The following is a 19,602-nucleotide window of genomic DNA, read 5'->3' as shown; positions in this document are numbered from 1 at the left end:
AGGTCCTGGAGCCCATCCGGTGCGAGCCGATCGCCCTGCCAACGTCGCGCTGCCGCCGTCACCGGCCGCTGCGGCCGCGCCCGAGGCGCCGGTCTTCCCCTTCGCCGCCGTGGTCGGCACCGAGGAGGCCAAGCTCGCCCTCCTGCTGTCGGTGGTCGACCCCCGGCTCGGTGGGGTCCTGCTGCGGGGGGACAAGGGCTCGGCCAAGTCCACGCTCGTCCGGTCGCTGGCGGCGCTGCTGCCCGACGGCGGCGGCCTCACGGAGCTGCCCCTCGGGGCCACCGAGGAGCGGGTGGCCGGATCGCTCGACCTGGCCTCGGCCCTGGGCGGCGGCGGCGTGCGGTTCTCGCCCGGCGTGCTGGCCCTGGCCCACGAGGGACTGCTCTACGTCGACGAGGTCAACCTGCTGGCCGACCACCTCGTCGACCTCCTCCTCGACGCCGCGGCCTCGGGCCGCAACCGGGTGGAGCGCGACGGCGTGTCGCACAGCCACGATGCCCGGTTCGTGCTGGTGGGGTCGATGAACCCCGAGGAGGGCGACCTGCGGCCGCAGCTGCTCGATCGCTTCGGCCTCGCGGTCGACGTCCGCTCGCCCGCCGATCCGGCCACCCGGGCCGAGGTCGTGCGCCGTCGGCTGGCGTTCGACGACGACCCGGCGGCGTTCACCGCTCGCTGGGCCGCCGAGACCGAGGCCCTGGCCGCCCGGCTCGCTGCCGCCCGCCCGGCCGCGCTCTCCGACCAGCTCCTGCTGGCCGCCAGCACGGTGTGCGCGGCGGCCGGCGCCGAAGGGCTGCGCGCCGACCTGACCCTGGCCCGGGCGGCCGCCGCCCACGCCGGGTGGGACGGGCGCGCCGACGCCACCGCGGAGGACGTGCGGGCGGTGGCCCACCTGGTGCTGGCCCACCGCGGGCGGCGCAACCCGCTCGACGGCTCCTCCGGTGGGCTCGACGGCCTCGACGACGTGCTCGACGCCGGCCTCGGCGCGCCCGAGGGCGGCGCGCCCGAGGGCGGGGCGCCCGAGGGCGGGGCGCCCGGCGGCGGCCAGGGCGCCGCTGCGGACGGCGGCCAGGCCGGCCCGGGCGGCCAGGGCGCCGCCCCACCCGTCGACGACGTCACCCCGTCGGCCGGCGCGCCTCGCCCCGCCGACGGCAGCGCTCACCCCGACGCCCCCGATCCCGCCACCGGCGGTCCCACAGGTGGCACCGACGGTGCGATCAGCGGCGAATCGACGTCGATTCGCCGCCGAGGTGCTCCCGGGGGTGAGGGGTCGTCGCCGGGGTCGGGGCCGAGCGAGGAGCGCGAGGCGGTCGCCCCGTCCGCCGATGACGGCCAGCCCGCCGGCCAGGCCGTCATCGGCGCCGTGGCCGCCGTCGCCACCCGCCCCACCGCCGTCCACCACAGCACCAAGGCCGCCCCCCGGCCCCGCGGCCGCACCATCGGCCACCGCCCGGTGCCATCGGGGGGCCCGGCCGGCTCCCTCGCCGTGGTGCCCACCGCCCAGGCCGCCGCCGAGCGCCGGACCGCCGACCCCACCTCGGCCGCCGGCATCACCGGCGCCGACCTCCGCGAGCCGGTCCGCAAGGCCCGCGTCGGCCACCTGATCGTCCTCGCCGTCGACGCGTCCGGCTCCATGGGCGTGGCCGGCGACCGCCTCGCCGCCGCCAAGGGCGCCCTCCTCGCCCTGCTCGTCGACGCCTACCAGCGCCGCGACCGCGTGGCCCTGGTGACCTTCCGCGACGAGCGGGCCCACGTGGCCCTCGAGCCCACCGCCAGCGTCGAGCTGGCCCGCCGCCGGCTCGACGGTCTGGCCACCGGCGGCACCACCCCGCTGGCCGCCGGCCTGCGCACCGCCACCGACCTGGCCCGCCGCCACGCCGCCGACGACCTCCAGCCGGTCGTGGTCCTGGTCACCGACGGGCGCGCCACCGTGGCCGACCGCGGGCTCGATCCCGCCCAGGCCGTCGCCGACGCCCTCGCCGTGGCTGCTTCCGTGGCCGGCACCCTGCCCTTCGTGGTCGTCGACGTCGAGGACCCCAACGGCCCCCGCATGGGCCTGGCCCAGCGCCTGTCGGACGCGCTCGGCGCCGCCCACGTGCCGCTCGGGTCGCTCACCGCCGAGCGCCTCGAAGCCGTGCTGCGCGGCGTGGGCCTGGGCGCCGGCACCGGCACCGGCACCGGCGCCGGCATCGGCATCGGCGCGAGCTCGAGCGCCGAGGGCCGACGATGACCGGGCTCGGCTCCCTGTGGCCCGCCGAGGGCGCCGCCCTCGTCGGCGTGGGCATCGGCCCCGGCGACCCGTCGCTCGTCACGCTCCGCGCCGTGCAGGTCCTCGAGACCGCCGACGTCGTCATCGCCCCGTCGACCTCCGAGGCCTCCGTCGGCCGCGCCGAGGCCGTGGTGCGCGAGGTGGCACCCCGCGCCAACTGCGAGCGCGTGGTGTTCGTCATGGAGGTCGACACCGCCGCCCGCCACGCCGCCCTGGCCGCGGTGGTCGAGCGCGTGGTGGCCCGCCTGGATGGCGGCGAGCGGGTGGCCTTCGTGACCCTCGGCGACCCCAACGTGTACTCCACGTTCTCGTCGGTGGCCGAGGGCGTGGCCGCCGCCCGGCCCGAGGCCGTGGTCACCACCGTGCCCGGGATCATGGCCTTCCAGGAGCTGGCCGCCCGCTCCGGCACCGTCGTGGTCGACGGCGAGGAGCACCTCGTGCTGGTCCCCGCCCACCGCGAGGTCGGCCCCACCACCACCGGCTCGCTGGCCGACCCCCACGCCGCCGTCGTGATCTACAAGGGCGGCCGCCGCATGGCCCAGCTGGCCGCCGAGGCCGAGGCCAACGGCCGCCTCGACGGCGCGGTGCTCGGCGAGCTGCTCGGGCTGCCCGGCGAGCGGCTGGCCCCGCTGGCCGAGGTCGTGGCCGACGGGCGCCCCGTCACCTACCTGTCGACCGTGATCGTCCCGCCCCGCCGCCCGGCAGCGGCGCCCGCAACCGACGGCCAGGCTGGCTCGACGCCGGCTGATCCCACGGTCGGCGCGCCGTGATCTGCTTCGTGGGCGCCGGTCCCGGCGCCGCCGACCTGCTCACCCTGCGCGGCGCGCAGCGGTTGGCCGACGCCGACCTCGTGCTGTGGGCGTCGTCGCTGGTGCCCGCCGAGGTCCTCGAGCACGCCGGCCCGGACGCCGTGGTCCACGACTCCGCCGGCATGACCCTCGAGGACGTGTTCGCCCTCTACGAGGCCCACCCCGACGCCCGCATCGTGCGGCTCCACTCCGGCGACCTCTCGCTGTACTCCGCGGTCCAGGAGCAGGTCGACTGGTGCGTCGCCCACGGGCGCGAGTTCGAGCTGGTGCCCGGCGTCGGCTCCCTCGCTGCCGCCGCGGCCGCCGTCGGCCGCGAGCTGACCGTGCCGAAGGTGGCCCAGTCGATCGTGGCCACCCGGCTGGCCGGGCGCACCAAGGCCTCGATGCCCGACCGCGAGACCGTGGCCGGCTTCGCCGCCCACCAGACCACCATGGCGATCTACCTCTCCGGCGCCCGGCCCGAGGCGCTGCGGAACGAGCTCCTGGCCGACGGCGCCGGCTACCCGCCGTCCACCCCGGCCGCCGTCGTGGTGCGCGCCTCGTGGCCCGACGAGCAGGTGGTGGCCACCACGGTGGCCGAGCTGCCCGAGGCCATCCGGTCCACCGGCGCCCGCACCACCATCCTCGTGCTGGTCGGCCCGGCCCTCGCCGCCGGCGGCACCCGCTCGCTGCTCTACGACCCCGCCTACGCCCACGGCCACCGCAAGCGCTCCGTGGCCGGGACCACCGAGGGACGACCCATCGCCCCTGATCGGCGGCGCGGCGGCACCGCCGAGAAGCTCGGGCCCCGATGAGCGACGCACCCGTGGTGCTCCTGGCGGGCGCCGGGCCCGGCGATCCCGAGCTGCTGACGCTGGACGCCTACGCAGCCCTGGCCGCCGCCTCGGCGATCCTCGCCGATCGCTCCCTGGAGCCGCTGCTCGGCGCGCTCACCGCCGAGCGCGCCCTCGGCCCGACCACCGCCATCGGCTTCACCGATGACGACCTGCCCGCCGCCGAGGCCCTGCTCGAGCTGGCCTCCTCGGCGGCCGCGACGACCGGCGTCGTCGTGCGGCTCTACCGCGGCGACCCGTGGGGCCACCCGGCCGGCGACGACGAGCGCGCTGCCCTCCAGGCCGCCGGGGTCGCCTGCCAGGTCCTGCCCGGCGTCCTCGCCGAGCTGGCGGCCGCCGGCGCCGTCGGCATCCCGCTCCAGGTCCGCGACCGCTCGGTGGCCACCACGTTCGCCGTCGACACCGCCGCCGTCCCCACCGTGGCGTCGCCACCGCACGACCCGGCCCACGGCCTGGTCGTGCGCACCGACGACCTCGCCCGCACCGCCGCCCGTCTCGCCGCACCGACGGCCGACGGCACCGTGGCGGCCGACCGCCCCGTCGCGCTGGTGCCGGCCGGCCCGGGCGCCGCCGCCTTGCGCACCACCCTCGGCGCCCTCGCGGCGCAGCCCCTGCTCGGCGGCGGCCCGGGCCTCGTGGTGGTCGGGTCGGTCGCCGAGCTCGACCTCGCCGCCCGCCCCACCCCGCTCGAAGGGGCCTCCCGGTGACCGAGCGCATCGCCGTCGTCGGCCTGCTCGGCGGCCGACCCGTGGGCCAGGCCGCCGAGGCCGCCCTGCGCGCCGCCACCCTGGTGGCCGGCAGCCCCGACCAGCTCGCCGCCACCGTGGCCTGCCGCCGCGCCGACGCCCGCACCGCAGTCGTCGGCGCCGGCCTCGGCGCCCTCGACGACGTGCTGGCCCACGACGGCCCGGCGTGCGTGCTCGCCTCGGGCGACCCCGGCTTCTTCGGCATCGCCCGCGCCCTCCGCGCCCGCCTCGACCCCGGTGCCGCGCTCGACGTGTTCCCGGCGCCGTCGTCGGTGGCGCTCGCCTTCGCCGCCGCCGGGGTGCCCTGGGACGACGCCGTCGTCCGCTCGGCCCACACCGGCCACGTCGAGCGCATCGCCGCCGAGGTCGCCGTCGCCCCGACGGCTGCGGTCCTGTGCGGTCCCGACGCCCCGCCCCAGGTGGTGGCCGCCGCCCTGCTGGCCCACGGCGCGCACCACGCCCTCGCCGTCGTCGCCAGCCACCTGGCCGAGCCCGACGAGGAGGTCACCGCGGCCACCCTGGCCACCATCGCCGCCGGCGACTTCCCCCACCGCTCGATCCTCGTGGTGGCCCACCCCGCCCCGGCCGACGGCCGCACGACGGCCAGCGCCGCGGGGCCCGCCTCGGCGGCCGACCGACCGCCACCTTCGCCCACCGGGCGTCCATGATCACCAAGCCCGAGGTGCGCTCGGTGGTGCTGGGCAAGCTGGACCTCCCGGCCGACGGCGTGCTCTGGGACCTCGGCGCCGGCAGCGGCAGCGTGGCCATCGAGGCCGCCCTCGCGGCGCCGGGCCTGCGCGTCGTGGCCGTCGAGCGCAACGCCCAGGACGCCGACCGGGCCGTGGCCAACGCCGCAGCGCTCGGCGCGCTGGTCGAGGTCGTGGTGGCCGATGCGGCCACGGTGGCGGCCGACCTGCCCCGGCCCGACCGGGTGTTCGTCGGTGGCGGCGGCCTCGACGTGCTCGACGCCGCCTGGGCGGCCGTGGCCCCGGGTGGCGTGGTGGTGGCCACCTTCGCCGCCATCGACCGGGCGGCCGAGGGCTACCGCCGCCTCGGCTCGCTGGTGCAGGTGTCGGTCGACCAGGCCGGCACCCTGCCCGACGGCGGCATCCGCTTCGCCGCCGACAACCCCGTGTTCGTGGCGTGGGGGACCAAGCCGGCCCCCTCGACGGCCACCGCGACCGGCCGCGTCGCCATCGGCGTCGGCTGCTCCAGCCACGCCACCGCAGCCGAGGTCCGGGCCGTGGTCGACCAGGCCCGCGACGCCTGGGCCGAGCAGGACACCGGCTCCGACGCCGACGCCGGTGCTGCGCTCGTTGCCACCGTCGACCGGCGTCGGGACCACCTCGCCGTCGTCGGCCTCGCCGCAGCCGGGCTGCTCACCTTCCCTTCCAGCCTGCTCGCCACCGTCGACGTGCCGACCCCGAGCCAGGTGGTCGACCACGCCATCGGCACGCCGAGCGTGGCCGAGGCCGCCGCCCTGCTCGCCGCCGGCCCCGGCGCCCGCCTGCTGGTCACCAAGCAGCGAGGCCCCACCGCCACCGCGGCCATCGCGGCGAGCGACCGGCCCCGCACCACCGGGCGGGTCACCGTGGTCGGCCTCGGCCCCGGTGCGGCCCGCCACCGCACCCCGGCGGCGGTCGACGCCGTGCGCGCCGCCGACGCGATCGTGGGCTACGGCCCGTACGTCGACGCCGTGGCCGACCTGGTCCGGCCCGGGCAGCGCCTGGTCCGCTCCACCATGGGCGCCGAGTCCGACCGCGCCGACGCGGCTGTCGCCCTCGCTGCCGCCGGCTGGCAGGTGGCGCTGGTGTCCTCCGGCGACGCCGGCGTGTTCGGCATGGCCTCCACCGCCCTGGACGCCGCTGCTGGCATCGTCGACCACGCCGGCGCACCGATCGACGTGCGGGCCGTGCCCGGCGTGACCGCCGCCCACGCCGGCGCTGCCGCGGCGGGTGCGCCCTTGGCCGGCGCCCACGCCAGCGTCACGCTGTCGGACATCCTCGTGCCGTGGGACCGCATCGAGGGCCAGCTGCGCGCCGCCGCCGGCTCCGGCCTGGCCCTCGCGCTCTACAACCCCCGCTCCAAGGGCCGTCCCGACCACCTGGCCAAGGCGCTGGCCGTCCTGGGCGAGCTGCTCGACCCCGCCACCCCGGTCGCCGTGGTCACCGGCGCCGGCGACCCCGACGAGGTGGTGGTGGCCGCCACCCTCGCCACCCTCGACCCCACCGTGGCCGGCATGCGCTCGGTGGTCCTGGTGGGCACCGCCGACACCGTGGTCGACGAGGTCGGCCGCATCGTGACCTCCCGCCACCACCCCGACGCCCGAGACGAGCCGCAGCCGTGACCGATCCCCAGAGCACCGTCGACGGCACCGCCGTGCACCCCATCGAGGCCGAGAGCTACCGCATCCTCGGCGAGCGGCTCGACCTCTCTCGCTGGCCCACGCTCAGCCGGGCGGTGGTGGCCCGGGTCGTCCACGCCAGCGCCGACCTCTCCTTTGCCGAGTCGCTCGTGCTCACCGAGGAGACCTGCGCTGCGGTGGTCCGCGCCCTGCGGGCCGGCGCTTCGGTGGTGTCCGACGTCGAGATGGTGGCCGTGGCCTCGAAGCGGGCCGGCACGGTGAGCCTGCTCGGCGAGGGCCGGGGCCGGGCCGCGCGGGACCGCGCCGCCGGGGAGCCCGACCTCACGATCTCGGCCGCCGCCATGCGCGAGGCCGCCGACCGGTGGCCCTCGGGCGCGGTCGTGGTGGTCGGCAACGCCCCCACCGCGCTGGAGGAGGCCATCCGCCTGGCCGAAGCCGGCCGCTTCGCCCCGGTGGCCGTGATCGGTCTGCCCGTCGGCTTCGTGGGTGCCGCCGAGTCGAAGGCCGCGCTGCGCGCCAGCGGCCTGCCCGCCATCTCGAACGTGGGCGAGCGCGGCGGGTCGGCCGTCGCCGCGGCGGCGCTCAACGCGCTCTGGCGCCTGGCCCAGGTCCCCTCGGTCGAGGCATGACCGCGCCCGTCGTCCACCTCGTCGGCGCCGGGCCGGGCGACCTCGGGTCGCTCACCCGCCGAGCCGCGCGCCTGCTCGCCACCGCCGACGTCGTGGTCCTCGACCGGCCGTCCCTCGACGCCGTCGCCGCCCTTGCCCCGGCCTCGGCCGAGCGCGTGCACGTGGGCCTGGTCCGCGGCGAGGCGGCCGGCTGGTCCACCGCCGAGGTCGTCTCGCTGCTCGCCGACCGGGCGCGGGCCGGTGCGGTCGTGGTGCGGCTCAAGGGCGGGGACCCGTTCCTGTGCAGCCGCGGGGCCGAGGAGGCGCTGGCCCTCGCCGCCGAGGGGATCACCGTCGACGTCACGCCCGGCGTCACCTCGGCCACCGTGGCCGGCGCCGCCAGCGGCCTCGACCGGGGCCCAGCCTTCACCGTCGCTTCCGGCAACCACGACCCGGCGGGCCCCGAGGTCGGCTGGGCCGAGGTCGCCGCCCAGGCCGACGGGCGCGGCGCGGTGGTGGTGCTGACCGGGCGCGCACACCAGCAGCAGGTGGCCGACGGGCTGGTGGCCGGCGGCCGCTCGTCCGACGCCCACGCCGCCGTCGTCCACGGTGCCGGCCGACCCGACCAGCAGGTCGTCGCGGTCGCGCTGGCCGCCGCCGGGACCACCCGGCTCCCGCCCCCCGCCGCCCTCGTCGTGGGAGGTGCCCGTGCACATCCCTGACGGCTACGTCGACCTCCCCACCTCCGTCGCCGGCGGCGTGCTCGCCGCGGCCGGCGTCGGCGTCGCCGCCCGCCGCGCCGCCATCGTCGTGCGCGAGAAGGTCACCACCCTCCCCGCCGTCGTCGCCGCCTACCTGCTGGTCGGCCAGCTGCTCGTGGTCCCGGTGGGCTTCGGCACCAGCGCCCACCTCATCGGTACCGGCCTGGCCACCGTCCTGGTGGGCCCGGCGGTGGCCATCGTGTGCGTGGCCACGGTGGTGGTGCTCCAGGCCCTCGTGTTCGCCGACGGCGGGGTCACCGCCATCGGCCTCAACATCGTGAACGACGGCCTGGTCCCGGCCCTCGCTACCGCCGCGGTGGTCAAGCTGCTCTGGCCGTTGGTGGGGCGTCGCCGGGATCGCTTCGCCCCGCTCGCCGGGCTCGCCTCGGGGCTGGCGGCGCTGGCCGGCGGCCTGGCCGCCGCGCTGGTGCTGGTGCTCGGCGGCACCGACGTCGTGTCCCACCGGACCGTCGTGGCCACCCTGGGCGGCGCCCACGTGGTGGTGGCGGTCATCGAGGCCGTCCTCACCACCGGCATCGTCGCCACCGTGCTCCGCCTCCGCCCCGATCTCGTGCTGCTGGCCCGCCCGGCGGCGACGGCGATCGAGGCCGACACCGCGGCCGACGCCGTCGCCGTCGCCGAGCCGGGTCCCCGGGGCTCGGGGCCCACCGCCGAGCCCGAGCCGATCGAGCCCCCGGCCCCGGTCGACCGGAGCCCCCGGTGAGCAGCGCCCACGGCGCGCAGCCGGCCGGTGAGCGGCTGGAGTCGCCGCTCACCCGCCTGGCCCCCGAGGTCAAGGTCGTGGCCCTGGTGGCCTTCCTGGTGGCGGTGGCCCTCACCCCGCCCCAGCGGCCCTGGGCCTTCGCCGCGCACGCCGCCGTGGTGCTGACCGTGGCGGTGGTGGCCCTGGTGCCGCTGCGCACGCTCGCCACCCGCCTGGTCTTCGAGATCCCGGTGCTCGCCCTGGCCGCCACCTACGCCGCCTTCGGCCGGGCGCCGCGCGTCGAGGTCCTGGCCGGGCTCACCCTCTCCCGCCCCGGGCTGGTGGTGGCGTTCGGCGTCCTGGCCAAGGCCACCATCGGCGTGGTGGCGGTGTCGGTGGTGGCGGCGTCCACCACGGCCACCGAGCTGGTCCGGGGCCTGGCCCGCCTCCGCGTCCCCACCTGGTTCTGCGACCTCGTCGCCCTGTCGGCCCGCCAGGTCGAGGTGCTCCGCGCCGAGGCGGCGCGTGTCCGCCTGGCCGCCGAGCTCCGAGGCGGTCCGGGTCGCATCGACACGTGGCGGGCCGTGGCCCGCAGCCTCGGCACCCTGTTCGTGCAGGGCGCCGCCCGGGCCGAGCGCCTCGCCACGTCGGTGGCCGTCCGCTCCGGCGGCGGCGACGGCCCGCTGGTCCTGGCGCCCGCCGGCGGCGCGGCGTCGCCCGTGGCCACCTCGCGCCAGTGGGCGGTGGCGTCCGTCCCGGCGCTGCTGGCGGCCGCTGCGCTGCTCGCCGGGGTGCTGCGGTGACCGCCCCGATCGCCGACCACCGCCACGACCACGGCGCCGCCGGCCGCCCGGGCCTCGTGATCATCGGCCACGGCAGCCGCGACCCCCGGGCCGCCGCCGAGTTCGGCGCCCTGCTCGAGCTGGTCCGGGTGGCGGCCGGCGACCAGCCGGTGCGGGGCGGGTTCCTGGAGCTGGCCGACCCGCCCATCGACGACGCGGTCGATGCCCTGGTGGCCGACGGCGCCACCGACGTCGTGGCCGTGCCCTACGTGCTCTTCGGCGCCGGCCACCTCAAGGACGACGGCCCGGCCGTGCTCGACCGGGCCCGCCGCCGCCACCCCGGCGTCACCTTCCGCCTGGCCCGCGACCTCGGCGTCCACCCGGCGGTGCTCGATGTGGCCGAGGACCGGGTGCGCGAGTCGCGCGGCCCCAGCTGGGCCGACGACGAGGCCGGGACCGAGGCGGTGGTGGCCATCGGCCGCGGCTCCACCGACCCCGACGCCTGCGCCGACCAGGTGAAGCTGGTGCGGCTGCTCGCCGACGGGCGCGGCCTCGGCCTGGTCGAGCCGGCGTTCCAGGCCATGAGCACGCCGTCGCTGGAGGAGGCGCTGGAGCGCTGCCGCCGGCTCGGCGCCACCGACATCTCGGTCCTGCCCCTGTTCCTGTTCACCGGCGTGCTGGTGGAGCGCATCGGCGAGAAGGCCGCCGCCTGGGCCGCCGAGCACGACGGGCTGTCCGTGACCCTCGCCGAGCACCTCGGCGTCGACCCCCGGTTGGCCGCCCTGGTGGTGGAGCGCCAGCGCGAGGCCCGCGAGGGGGACGTGCGCATGAACTGCGACGTCTGCGCCTACCGCGTGCGCCTCCCCGGGTTCGAGGAGAAGGTCGGCACCCCGCTGTCGCTGGCCCCGCCCGAGCGGGAGGCGCGCGGCTGGCGGGCCCGGCGGGCGGCGAACCAGGCGGCGTCCAAGGCCTCCGAGCGCCGCGAACGGCCTCGCGTCGGGCTCGGTCGGCGCCTCGGCGCCCCGCCGTCGCCCGACCGCGGCGCGCCGGCCATCGAGGTGGTCGGCCTCCGCCACGCCTGGCCCGACGGCACCGTCGCCCTGGCCGGCGTCGACCTCACGGTCGCCAACCGCGAGCGGGTGGCGGTGCTCGGCCCGAACGGCTCCGGCAAGACCACCCTCGTGCTCCACCTGGTGGGCGCCCTGGAGCGGGCCGGGGGCACCATCGCCGTCGGCGGCCTCCCGGTCACCAGGCCCAACCTGGCCGCGGTCCGCCGGCGCGTCGGCCTGGTCTTCCAGGACCCCGACGACCAGCTCTTCCTGCCGACGGTGCGCGACGACGTCGCCTTCGGCCCGGCGGCCCAGGGGCTGGCCGGCGACGAGCTGGCCGAGCGGGTGGAGCGGGCCCTCGACGTCGTGGGCCTCACCGACCTCGCCGACCGCGCCCCGCACCAGCTCAGCCTGGGCGAGCGTCGCCGGGCGGCGCTGGCCGGCGTGCTGGCCACCCACCCGGAGGTGCTCGTGCTCGACGAGCCCACCGCCAACCTCGACCCGGCGTCGCGTCGGGACCTGGTGGAGGTGGTGCGGGGGCTGGAGGTGACCACCGTGGTGGTCACCCACGACCTGCCGCTCGCCCTGGAGCTCTGCCCCCGGTCGGTGGTGCTCGACCGCGGCCGGATCGCCGCCGACGGGCCCACCGCCGCGCTGCTGGCCAACCGCGACCTGATGGCCGCCCACCGCCTCGAGCTGCCCTACGGGATGGTGGTCAGCGCCCCCACGGTGGTCGCCGATCCGGTGCGCCGGACCGGCGACCCGCAGGGGTAGCTAGCCCGCCTGCAGCACCAGGCCGCGGCCGCGGACGGTGGTGATCGACAGGCCGATCGGCAGCAACCGTGCCCGGAGCCGCTTGATGCGGGCGGCGCGGGTGCTGCGGTCGCCCGACTCGTCGGTGTCGGGCAGCTGCTCGTAGAGGGTGAGCTCGCCGAAGTTGGCGAGCAGCACGCGGGCGGCGGCAGCCTCGGTGGGCGACAGGGCGATCCAGTCGTCGCGGAAGGTGAGCAGGTCCCACTCGTCGATGCACGGGCGCTCCACCCGGCGCTGGAGCCGGGTGCGCAGCGAGGCCACGCGGGCCGACAGCTCGAGGTCGCCGGCGTCGGCCCGGACCCAGTCCTCGAGGGGATCGGGACAGACCGGCGGGGCGGCGTCGGCGGCGATCACCAGCAGGCGGGCGCGGTCGCTGCCGTCGAGGGAGAAGCGCAGCTCGTTCTGCTCGGGGAGGTGGATGACCAGGACGTCGTCGTCGGTGTAGCGGTGGCGGTCGAGCTCGAGGTGGTCGGACAGGGAGAAGGGGCTGGTGGAGAGGCTCATGGGTGCTCCTGGGTCGGCGCCGCGTCGCGCGGGCGCTCGGGGGTGCCGGGCGGCGCGGGGCGGCCGGGCGTGCTCGTGACGTCGGGCGACGGATCGGGCCGTCGCCGGAGGTGCGCCGGTCAGCGCCGCGTGGGCGGCGGTGACGGGACGGGCGCGTCGAGGAGCGCAGGTTCGCCGGTGGGGAGGGGCGAGGTCGGCGCGCGTCAGGCCGGAGGGCCGCGCAGCCGCAGACCGACGCGCGGCACCACGCTGGTGCGCACCACGTCGATGCGGCCCAGGCGGGTCCACCAGCTCCCGGCCAGCACCAGGAACGCCGCCGCCGCCCAGGTGGCCAGCAGGCGCGAAGCCAGCTGGTCGAGATCGTTGCGGAGGGTGAGGCGGGGGCCGGTGCGCAGGGCGCCGCTGCGGTACTGCACGCTGTCCTGGGCGCCGGCGGGGAGCTCGATCGACCGGGCGTGCGGCGTGTGGTCGGCGATGGTGCGTACCAGCGGGGTGGTGGTGACCAGCGTCCAGAAGGCGGCGAGCACCGCCAGCGCCAGCCCCGCGGCGAGGAGGCGACGGGCCTGCTCACGGTCGAGGCGAAGGTGCTCCACGAGGGGCGAGCGTAGTTGCCGTCCGTTACGCAACGGTTTCGTCACCCTGAACGGCTCGGGTCCGGTCGTCCGCCGCTGGGGCTCCCGGCTCGGTGCGCGGGGGCGGGCTGGCCAGCTCGTCGATGCCGTCGAGCCGGTGGCGGATCCCTGCGGCGCGATAGGTCGACCGGGCGATCAGGTTGGCGCCCACCGGCGAGGTGAGGACCTGGAGCAGCCCGGCGAGCACCACGAAGCTGACGTCGTTGGGGTGGTCGAGGGCGATGCCCGCGCCCACCAGGACCAGCACCAGGCCCAGCGTCGACGCCTTCGAGAGCGTGCATGCGGGCCAGCACGTCGCGGAACCGCGCCACGCCCACCGCAGCGAGCAGGACCAGCGCGGCGCCGGCCAGCATGAGGATCCGGGCCGCGATCACCCGCCCTGCCCCTCGATGAAGCGGGCCACCACGGCGGTGCCGATGAAGCCCACCAGGGTGAACACGACGGCCACCGGCAGGAAGGTGCCGTCACCGGTGTCGACGGCGCGCACCACCAGGGTGGCGATGCCGCTCACGATCATCCCGTCGAGCGCCAGCACCCGGTCGGCCAGGGATGGGCCGACGAGGAGGCGGAAGGCGAACAGGACGAAGGCGAGGGCCAGGAGCACGAGGGTGGCGACGATCACGGCTGGTCCTCGCCTTCGGGGCGACCGGCCGACGGGCCGGCGTCGACGAGGCGGTCGGTGACCTCGGTGGGCCGGGTCCAGTCGGGGTGGTCGAGGATGGCCACGGCCTCGGGCGAGCCGAAGGCGCGGATGGCGAGGGCGCTGAGCCGCTGCACGTCCCGGCGCACGGCCTCGACGTCGCGCAGGTGCAGCACGTGGACGTAGATCACCGGCGGCTCCCGGGTGACCTCGATGGGCATGGTCCCCGGGGTCAGGGAGAGGACGTTGGCCACCAGGGTGAGCAGCCCGTCGGAGCACAGGGGGAGCGGCACCGCCACCACGCCGGTGTTGATGGACGACTCGCGGCTCAGGATCTCGCGGGTGACGACGAGGTTGGCGCGGAACAGGTCGACCAGCACCAGGCCGGCGAAGCGCAGGGCCGGGCCCACGCGCACGGTCGGCCGCCGGAACCGGAAGCGGGCGTCCGGGATGAAGCGCAGCACGAGGGCGATGACCACCACGCCGCTGAGCACGTTGGCCGGCGTGACCGACCCCCAGAGGAGCAGCCAGATGGCGAGGAGGAGGCCGCCGAGGCCCACGGCGGTCACCGTCCCGCCACCGCGTCGAGGTAGGGCTGCGGGTGCAGCAGGTCGGTGGCGGCCCGGCCGGCCAGCTCGTACAGCGGCCCGCCGAACACCCCGATGGCCACGGTGCCGGCCACCAGCACGGCGGTGGGCGCCAGCATGAGCAGCGGGGCGCTCGGCCCCGGGGCGACCTCGACCTCGGCCGGTCCCTCGCCGCCGGCCGGCCCCGCGGGCGCCCAGAACACGCCCACCCAGATCTTCACCATGGAGAACAGGGTGAGGAGGCTGACGAGGATCGCCACGGCGAGCACCCACCACTCGTGCTGGGCGGTGATGGCGGCCATGAGCGAGAACTTGGCCACGAAGCCCGACAGCGGCGGGATGCCGGCGAGGGCGAGGGCGGCGACGCCGAACAGCACGGCGATCCCGGGGGCGGTGCGGACCATGCCGCCGAGGCGGTTGAGCCGGCTGCTGCCGCCGTGCAGCTCGATCAGGCCCTCGGTCAGGAACAGCGAGGTCTTGACCACGATGTGGTGCACCAGCGAGAGGATGACCGCGGCCAGCCCGGCCACGTCGAACAGCCCGATGCCGATGACCATGTAGCCGATCTGCCCGACGATGTTGAAGGACAAGATCCGCTTCACGTCGTCCTGGGCGATGGCGCCGAGCACGCCGACGACCATGGTGGCCGCCGCGATGCCGTAGAAGAGCCCGGCCGGCAGCACGTGGGGGAACAGCAGCGTCTGGGTGCGGATGATGGCGTAGACGCCGACCTTGGTGAGCAGCCCGGCGAAGATCGCCGTCACCGGCGAGGGCGCCGTCGGGTAGCTGTCGGGCAGCCAGAAGTAGAGGGGGAACAGGGCGGCCTTGATGCCGAACACCACCAGGAAGAGGGCGGCCAGCGCCGCCTGGGTGCCGAAGGGGAGCTCGGGCACGCGGCGGGCCAGCTCGGCCAGGTTGACCGTGCCGGTGGCCGAGTACGTGAAGGCCAGCGCGGCCAGGAACAGCATCGAGGCGAGCAGGCTGATGACGATGTAGGTCATGCCGGAGCGCACCTGCTCGAGCCGGCCGCCCAGCGTGATGAGGACGTAGCTGGCCGTGAGCATCATCTCGATGGCCACGAACAGGTTGAACAGGTCCCCGGTGAGGAACGCCGCGGCCACGCCGCCGGCGAGCACCAGGTAGACGGACTGGAAGCCCACGTGGCTGCGCTCGGCGCCGGGCTGGCCGATGGCGTAGAGCAGCACCGCCAGCAGCATCGACGACGCCACCACCAGCAGCAGGGCCGACAGGCGGTCGGCCACGAGGGTGATGCCCAGCGGTGCGGGCCAGCCGCCGGACTGCGTGGACGTGGGCCCGTGGCGGTCGACGTGGACCAGGATCGCCACCGCCACGCCGGTCACGGCGGTGAGCACCGAGATGCCCACCACCCGCTGGGCCAGGCGCGACCGACCCACCAGGATCGAGACGCCGGCGCCGAGCAGGGGCAGGACCACGGGCAGGGCGAGGAGGACGTTCACGGCGTGCCCTCGCCCGGCGTCGGGTCGCCCTCGGGGTCGACGGGCTCGACGGCGGCGGCGTCGACCAGCTCGGCGTCGCGGTGCCCGTGGCGGGCCACCTCGCGGTCCTCGGCGTCGTCGGCGATCTCGTCGTCGTGGGTGAGCAGCCAGCTGCGGTAGGCGAGGGCGAGGAGGAGGGCGGTGACGCCGAAGCTGATGACGATGGCGGTGAGCGCCAGCGCCTGGGGCACGGGGTCGGCGAAGCCCGACGGGTCGCTCGAGCCGATGATCGGCGAGCGGCCCCGCCGCCCGGCGGTGATGAGCAGGACGTTGGCGCCGTGGCCCATGAGGCCGACGCCGACGATCACCCGCGACAGCTTGCGCTGGAGCACGAGGTAGGTGCCGATGCCGAACAGGGCGGCCGCGGTGGCAGCGAGGAGGACGCTCACGACGGGGCCTGCTGGCCGAGGGCGGTGGCGCCGACGACGTCGATGGGATCGGCGCCGACGGGGACCTCGCCGGTGGGCGAGACGGGCGGCTCGAACGCCTCGTCGACGGGGTCGTCGCCGAAGGACTCGAAGACCATGAGGGCCAGGCCCAGCACCACGAGGTACACCCCGATGTCGAAGATGGCCGCCGAGGACAGCGACACGGAGCCGAGCACGGGCAGGTCGACCTTGCGGTAGGCGCTGGAGAGCACGGGGTCGCCGAGCAGCAGCGGCGCCACGGCCGTGCCCACCGAGGTCACCAGACCAGCGCCCAGCACGGTCCACGGCCGGGCGCGGGACAGGCGGCGCACGTCGCCGATGCCGCCGGCCACGTAGCGCAGGGCCACCGCGGCACCGGCGAGGATGCCGCCCACGAAGCCGCCGCCGGGCTGGTTGTGGCCGGCGAAGAGCAGGTACACCGAGCCGACCATCACCGCCGCGAACACCACCCGAACCGAGACGTCGAGGGTCACCAGGCGCCCCAGCCGGATGGCGGGCGCGGTGCGGTCGCCCGGCTCGCCGTCGCCGCCCCTGCCCGGTGGCCCGGTGGCCGCCGCGGTGCTGGCGGCCGAGGGCGACGACGCGGTGCCCGGCCGACGGCCGGCGCGGGCCAGGGCCACCGTGCCGATGGCGGCGGAGGCCAGCACGAAGATCTCCCCGAGGGTGTCGAAGCCGCGGAAGTCGACGAGGATCACGTTGACGACGTTGCGCCCGTGCCCGTCGGGCTCGGCCCGGGCGACCACCTGCTCGGTGGTGGGGGTGGGGTGCTCCGGTGCGGCCATCACCAGGGCCAGCACGAACACCGAGCCGGCCACGGCCACCGCCACGCCCACCCGCAGGGCCCGCTGGCGACCCGTCATCCGCGAGTCGTGCGGCGTCGTGCCGTCAGCGGGATCGCCGCTCCCGGCTGCGGCGCCGCCGGCCCACCCGAACCGGTCGGGCAGGCGCCGTAGGACGAGGACGAAGAGCACGGTGGAGAGGGTCTCGATGGCCACCTGGGTGAGGGCGAGGTCGGGCGCTCCCTGCACCACGAACAGCGCGGCCATGGCGTAGCCGGCCACGCCCAGGAACAGCGCGGCGGAGAAGCGGCGGCGCACCACCGAGGCGGCGAGGGCGGCGCCGACCAGGACGATCGCCACCGGGACGTGCGCCGGGGTCTCCACCCACCGGGGCAGCCCGGGCCACGAGGCGCCGGTGGTGAGCGCCCACAGCGGGAGCACGGCGGCGGTGAGGAGGATGACCCCGGCGTAGATCGGGAGCGAGCCGGGCTGGGCGATCGCCGTGACCCGGTCGGCGAGGACGTTGAGGCCGCGCAGCGCGCCGACGTAGGCCCGGCCGCCGTCGGGCAGGTTCCGGCCGGTGGCCAGGGCGCGGCCGACCCGGCGACGGAGCACGAACAGGGCGGCGCCAGAGGCGATGGCCACCGCCGACAGGCCGAGCGCGGCGTTGGCGCCGTGCCACACCGCCAGGTGCGCACCGACCAGGCGGTCGGCCACGCCGGGCACGACGCCGAGCAGCACGGTGGCGGCGGCCAGGACGGCAGCCGGCGCCACGAACCCCGGCGCCGGGCGGACCGCAGCGGGCACCACGTCGAACGGTGCCGTGGCCCCTCGCCCGCTGAGGCCCCAGGCGAAGCGAGCGCTGTAGGCGGCGGTGAGCGCCGAGCCGGCGACCACGCCGCCCACGGCCAGGGCCCACGGCCCGGGCCCGGCGTGCAGGAACGCCTCCAGCACCGACTCCTTGGCCACGAAGCCGAGCGTGAGCGGGATGCCGGCCATGGACGCCGCGGCCACGGTCCCGGCCACCAGCGTGGGCGCCCACGTCCGGTCGAGGCGGGGGATGCAGCGCAGGTCCCGGGTGCCGGTCTGGTGGTCGACGATGCCGACCACCAGGAAGCCGGTGGCCTTGAACGCCCCGTGGGCGAGCAGGAGGGTGGACCCGGCGGCCACCGCCGCCGGCGTGCCGATGCCGAAGACGGCCACGAGGAAGCCCAGCTGGCTCACCGTCGAGTGGGCGAGCAGCACCTTCAGGTCGTGCTGGCGCAGGGCCCGCAGCCCGCCGCCGAGCATGGTCACCAGCCCGACCGAGACCACCACCGGCCGCCACCAGCTCACGTCGGCGGCGAAGGCGGGCGAGAGTCGGGCGATCAGGTAGACGCCGGCCTTCACCATGGTGGCCGAGTGCAGGTAGGCGCTCACCGGGGTGGGCGCCACCATGGCTCCCGGCAGCCAGGAGTGGAACGGGTACTGGGCCGACTTGGTGAAGGCGCCGAGCAGGATCAGGGCCAGCGCCACGCCGACCACCGGTCCGGTGGGCGGCGACGCCACGATGGCGCTGATGCGGTAGGTGCCGGCCTCGTGGCCGAGCAAGAGGAAGCCGCCGAGCATGGCCAGCGCGCCGGCCCCGGTGACGAGGAGGGCGTGCAGCGCCGCGGCCCGGGCCTCGGCCTTGCGGTGGTCGTTGCCGATCAGCAGGAACGACGTGACCGACGTGAGCTCCCAGAAGCCGTAGAGCACCAGGAGGTCGTCGGCCAGGACCAGCCCGACCATGGCGCCGCTGAACAGCAGCAGGAGCCCGACCAGGCGGCCGACCCCCGGACCCTCGGCCGGCAGGTAGCGGGCGGCGTAGGCGAAGACGGCCACGCCGATGCCGGAGACGAGGACCAGCAGGAGGGCGGCCAGCCCGTCGAGGCGCAGGTCGAGGTCGACGCCCAGGCCCGGCAGCCAGCGTACGTGGCTGGTGACCGCTCGGCCGTCGAGCACCGGACCGAGCTGCCCCGCCAGCCAGGCCACCGTGGCCGCCGGCACGAGGGCGGCGAGCCACGCGCCCCGTCGCCCGAGGCGCCCCCCCAGGGCCACCAGCACGACGCCGACCACGCCGTGCAGGGCGAGCAGCGCGATCACGCGCCACCACCCGGGCTCGGGTGCAGCGGTGCAGCAGCAGGTGCGGGCAAGGGGAGGTCCTCGAGGGTCGGGGCCGCGACGCCGGTCGTCGGGGCGGGTGCGGGCGGGCGCACCGGGAACCGTCGCGCGGTGCGACGGCTCGTGCTGGGCCGAGCGCCGGGGCGGCGTCGGCAGGCGGCTCAGGGCCGGGTCAGCGCGCGGGCGGGCCGCGGCCGGAGCGCACCGGCAGGGGCCGGGCCGCCAGGCCGGGCTGCGGCGCGGCGGCCAGCGCGCCGAGGGCCAGCAGCACCACCACGAGGCCGCTCGCCGCGGGGAGCACGGCGTCGAGCGGGGGGAGGTGGGCACCGATCCGCACGGCGGCGTCCCGGGCGCCGACGATCGTCGCGGGCGCGGCCGAGCGACCACGGTCGGCGCTGGCGGGGACCTGCGTCTGGCGGTCGGTGCGGGCCCCGCCGAGGCTGAGCAGCCCGAGCGCCAGGGCCAGGACGAACGCCAGGCCCACGACCGCCGCGGCGCGTCGGCGGCGGCGAGGTCCCGGCATGGCGCGCCAGCCTACCGGCGAACGGGCCGGATCGGACCCTTGTCGAGCCCCGTCCGGGGCCGCACGAAGGGGAGGGTGCTTGCATCAGCTGGGCCGGCCGACCACGCTGGTCCGG

The 19,602-nt window shown here is 77.3% G+C and carries 19 protein-coding genes and 1 pseudogene; 11 read left to right on the top strand and 9 right to left on the bottom strand.

Going from position 1 to position 19,602, the window contains the following annotated elements; translation table 11 throughout:
- Positions 1–19 precede the first annotated feature (19 nt).
- Genes KSP35_RS12275 through KSP35_RS12225 form a run of 11 tightly spaced genes read left to right on the top strand, consistent with a single transcriptional unit; the run spans position 20 to position 11,696 of the window.
- Positions 20–2,227, top strand: coding sequence for a VWA domain-containing protein (locus KSP35_RS12275; protein WP_216995768.1), 2,208 nt, complete (start codon positions 20–22; stop codon positions 2,225–2,227).
- On the top strand, positions 2,224–3,036 hold the full coding sequence (gene cobI, locus KSP35_RS12270; protein ID WP_216995766.1) for a precorrin-2 C(20)-methyltransferase: 813 nt from the start codon (positions 2,224–2,226) through the stop codon (positions 3,034–3,036). The genes KSP35_RS12275 and cobI overlap by 4 nt, the downstream gene beginning before the upstream one ends.
- Positions 3,033–3,869, top strand: a complete 837-nt coding sequence (gene cobM, locus KSP35_RS12265; protein ID WP_216995764.1) for a precorrin-4 C(11)-methyltransferase — start codon at positions 3,033–3,035, stop codon at positions 3,867–3,869. Before cobI ends, cobM begins: the two co-directional genes overlap by 4 nt.
- Positions 3,866–4,615, top strand: a complete 750-nt coding sequence (locus KSP35_RS12260) for an SAM-dependent methyltransferase (RefSeq protein ID WP_216995761.1) — start codon at positions 3,866–3,868, stop codon at positions 4,613–4,615. The genes cobM and KSP35_RS12260 overlap by 4 nt, the downstream gene beginning before the upstream one ends.
- Positions 4,612–5,322 carry a precorrin-6y C5,15-methyltransferase (decarboxylating) subunit CbiE gene (gene cbiE / locus KSP35_RS12255; protein ID WP_216995759.1) on the top strand — a complete coding sequence of 237 codons (711 nt, stop codon included), beginning with the start codon at positions 4,612–4,614 and terminating at the stop codon, positions 5,320–5,322. The genes KSP35_RS12260 and cbiE overlap by 4 nt, the downstream gene beginning before the upstream one ends.
- A complete protein-coding gene (gene cbiT / locus KSP35_RS12250; RefSeq protein ID WP_216995757.1) occupies positions 5,319–7,001 on the top strand; it encodes a precorrin-6Y C5,15-methyltransferase (decarboxylating) subunit CbiT in 1,683 nt (560 codons plus the stop codon). The genes cbiE and cbiT overlap by 4 nt, the downstream gene beginning before the upstream one ends.
- A complete protein-coding gene (locus KSP35_RS12245) occupies positions 6,998–7,648 on the top strand; it encodes a precorrin-8X methylmutase (RefSeq protein ID WP_216995755.1) in 651 nt (216 codons plus the stop codon). The genes cbiT and KSP35_RS12245 overlap by 4 nt, the downstream gene beginning before the upstream one ends.
- On the top strand, positions 7,645–8,349 hold the full coding sequence (locus KSP35_RS12240) for a uroporphyrinogen-III C-methyltransferase (RefSeq protein WP_216995754.1): 705 nt from the start codon (positions 7,645–7,647) through the stop codon (positions 8,347–8,349). The genes KSP35_RS12245 and KSP35_RS12240 overlap by 4 nt, the downstream gene beginning before the upstream one ends.
- A complete protein-coding gene (locus KSP35_RS12235; RefSeq protein WP_216995752.1) occupies positions 8,336–9,112 on the top strand; it encodes an energy-coupling factor ABC transporter permease in 777 nt (258 codons plus the stop codon). The genes KSP35_RS12240 and KSP35_RS12235 overlap by 14 nt, the downstream gene beginning before the upstream one ends.
- Positions 9,109–9,894 (top strand): energy-coupling factor transporter transmembrane protein EcfT, encoded by a 786-nt coding sequence (locus KSP35_RS12230; protein ID WP_216995750.1) that lies wholly within the window; start codon positions 9,109–9,111, stop codon positions 9,892–9,894. The genes KSP35_RS12235 and KSP35_RS12230 overlap by 4 nt, the downstream gene beginning before the upstream one ends.
- The gene (locus KSP35_RS12225; protein WP_216995748.1) at positions 9,891–11,696 is read left to right on the top strand and encodes a CbiX/SirB N-terminal domain-containing protein; all 1,806 of its coding nucleotides are present in this window, start codon (positions 9,891–9,893) and stop codon (positions 11,694–11,696) included. Before KSP35_RS12230 ends, KSP35_RS12225 begins: the two co-directional genes overlap by 4 nt.
- Here the strand turns inward: KSP35_RS12225 and KSP35_RS12220 are convergent, their stop codons facing one another.
- The 9 genes and pseudogenes from KSP35_RS12220 to KSP35_RS12180 form a co-directional block, all read right to left on the bottom strand.
- Positions 11,697–12,239 carry a helix-turn-helix domain-containing protein gene (locus tag KSP35_RS12220; RefSeq protein WP_216995746.1) on the bottom strand — a complete coding sequence of 181 codons (543 nt, stop codon included), beginning with the start codon at positions 12,237–12,239 and terminating at the stop codon, positions 11,697–11,699. It lies immediately after the preceding gene.
- Positions 12,240–12,442: 203 nt separating this feature from the next.
- On the bottom strand, positions 12,443–12,832 hold the full coding sequence (locus KSP35_RS12215) for a hypothetical protein (protein ID WP_216995744.1): 390 nt from the start codon (positions 12,830–12,832) through the stop codon (positions 12,443–12,445).
- Between the two features lie 25 nt (positions 12,833–12,857).
- Positions 12,858–13,224: pseudogene (mnhG, locus tag KSP35_RS12210) on the bottom strand (monovalent cation/H(+) antiporter subunit G).
- Positions 13,225–13,241: 17 nt separating this feature from the next.
- On the bottom strand, positions 13,242–13,493 hold the full coding sequence (locus KSP35_RS12205; RefSeq protein WP_216995740.1) for a monovalent cation/H+ antiporter complex subunit F: 252 nt from the start codon (positions 13,491–13,493) through the stop codon (positions 13,242–13,244).
- Positions 13,490–14,080 (bottom strand): Na+/H+ antiporter subunit E, encoded by a 591-nt coding sequence (locus KSP35_RS12200; RefSeq protein ID WP_216995739.1) that lies wholly within the window; start codon positions 14,078–14,080, stop codon positions 13,490–13,492. The genes KSP35_RS12205 and KSP35_RS12200 overlap by 4 nt, the downstream gene beginning before the upstream one ends.
- Entirely contained in the window at positions 14,077–15,576 is a 1,500-nt protein-coding gene (locus KSP35_RS12195) for a Na+/H+ antiporter subunit D (protein WP_216995737.1), read from the bottom strand. The genes KSP35_RS12200 and KSP35_RS12195 overlap by 4 nt, the downstream gene beginning before the upstream one ends.
- Complete coding sequence (locus tag KSP35_RS12190; protein WP_216995735.1) at positions 15,573–16,004, bottom strand: sodium:proton antiporter; 432 nt, start codon at positions 16,002–16,004, stop codon at positions 15,573–15,575. The genes KSP35_RS12195 and KSP35_RS12190 overlap by 4 nt, the downstream gene beginning before the upstream one ends.
- Positions 16,001–18,946: a hydrogen gas-evolving membrane-bound hydrogenase subunit E gene (mbhE, locus tag KSP35_RS12185; RefSeq protein WP_216995733.1), complete on the bottom strand. Its 2,946-nt coding sequence runs from the start codon at positions 18,944–18,946 to the stop codon at positions 16,001–16,003. The genes KSP35_RS12190 and mbhE overlap by 4 nt, the downstream gene beginning before the upstream one ends.
- Before the next feature lie 190 nt (positions 18,947–19,136).
- On the bottom strand, positions 19,137–19,487 hold the full coding sequence (locus tag KSP35_RS12180; RefSeq protein ID WP_216995731.1) for a hypothetical protein: 351 nt from the start codon (positions 19,485–19,487) through the stop codon (positions 19,137–19,139).
- Positions 19,488–19,602: the final 115 nt, after the last annotated feature.

It is taken from the genome of Aquihabitans sp. G128 (assembly GCF_019048865.1).
Classification (GTDB): Bacteria; Actinomycetota; Acidimicrobiia; order Acidimicrobiales; family Iamiaceae; genus Aquihabitans.
This window is presented reverse-complemented; position numbering and strand designations above follow the sequence as displayed.

Excerpts from the sequence above, each read along its gene's own strand:
- cobI (WP_216995766.1), top strand. The coding sequence starts at position 2,224 with ATGACCGGGCTCGGCTCCCTGTGGCCCGCCGAGGGCGCCGCCCTCGTC.
- KSP35_RS12260 (WP_216995761.1), top strand. The coding sequence starts at position 3,866 with ATGAGCGACGCACCCGTGGTGCTCCTGGCGGGCGCCGGGCCCGGCGAT.
- cbiT (WP_216995757.1), top strand. The coding sequence starts at position 5,319 with ATGATCACCAAGCCCGAGGTGCGCTCGGTGGTGCTGGGCAAGCTGGAC.
- KSP35_RS12240 (WP_216995754.1), top strand. The coding sequence starts at position 7,645 with ATGACCGCGCCCGTCGTCCACCTCGTCGGCGCCGGGCCGGGCGACCTC.
- KSP35_RS12220 (WP_216995746.1), bottom strand. The coding sequence starts at position 12,239 with ATGAGCCTCTCCACCAGCCCCTTCTCCCTGTCCGACCACCTCGAGCTC.
- KSP35_RS12180 (WP_216995731.1), bottom strand. The coding sequence starts at position 19,487 with ATGCCGGGACCTCGCCGCCGCCGACGCGCCGCGGCGGTCGTGGGCCTG.